Source organism: Streptococcus sp. WM07, assembly GCF_004570525.1.
Lineage (GTDB): Bacteria > Bacillota > Bacilli > Lactobacillales > Streptococcaceae > Streptococcus.
The window spans coordinates 1-238 of the sequence record NZ_SPPZ01000373.1 but is presented as its reverse complement, the minus strand read 5'-3'; the positions used below and the strand labels follow the sequence as shown (position 1 = coordinate 238).

General features: G+C 38.2%; 1 protein-coding gene. It reads right to left on the bottom strand.

Features of this window, described 5'->3' with window-relative positions; genetic code table 11:
* Window positions 1-238 (bottom strand): transposase (locus tag E4T71_RS09610; protein WP_194181283.1); only part of this gene is annotated, 238 nt, incomplete at both ends.

The window sequence follows — 238 nt, the reverse complement described above, 5'->3', positions numbered from 1 at the left end:
AATCCAGATTTCATCTCTTTTATGAAATTTTCAGACTGTCCCCGTTTTCGATAAAGTTGAAAATATTCCTGGCTAACTCCACCAGTTAGATTGGTCACAAGAGAAGTAACATCATAGAAGAGTTCTCTTTCCTTTCTTTGTGAAAATTGGCAGACACGGCGCACTTGATCCCAAGACTTTGCTTGATAGAAAGTCTCGGAGTAGGAAGAATGGGGTAAAATCGTTACATTTTCATCTT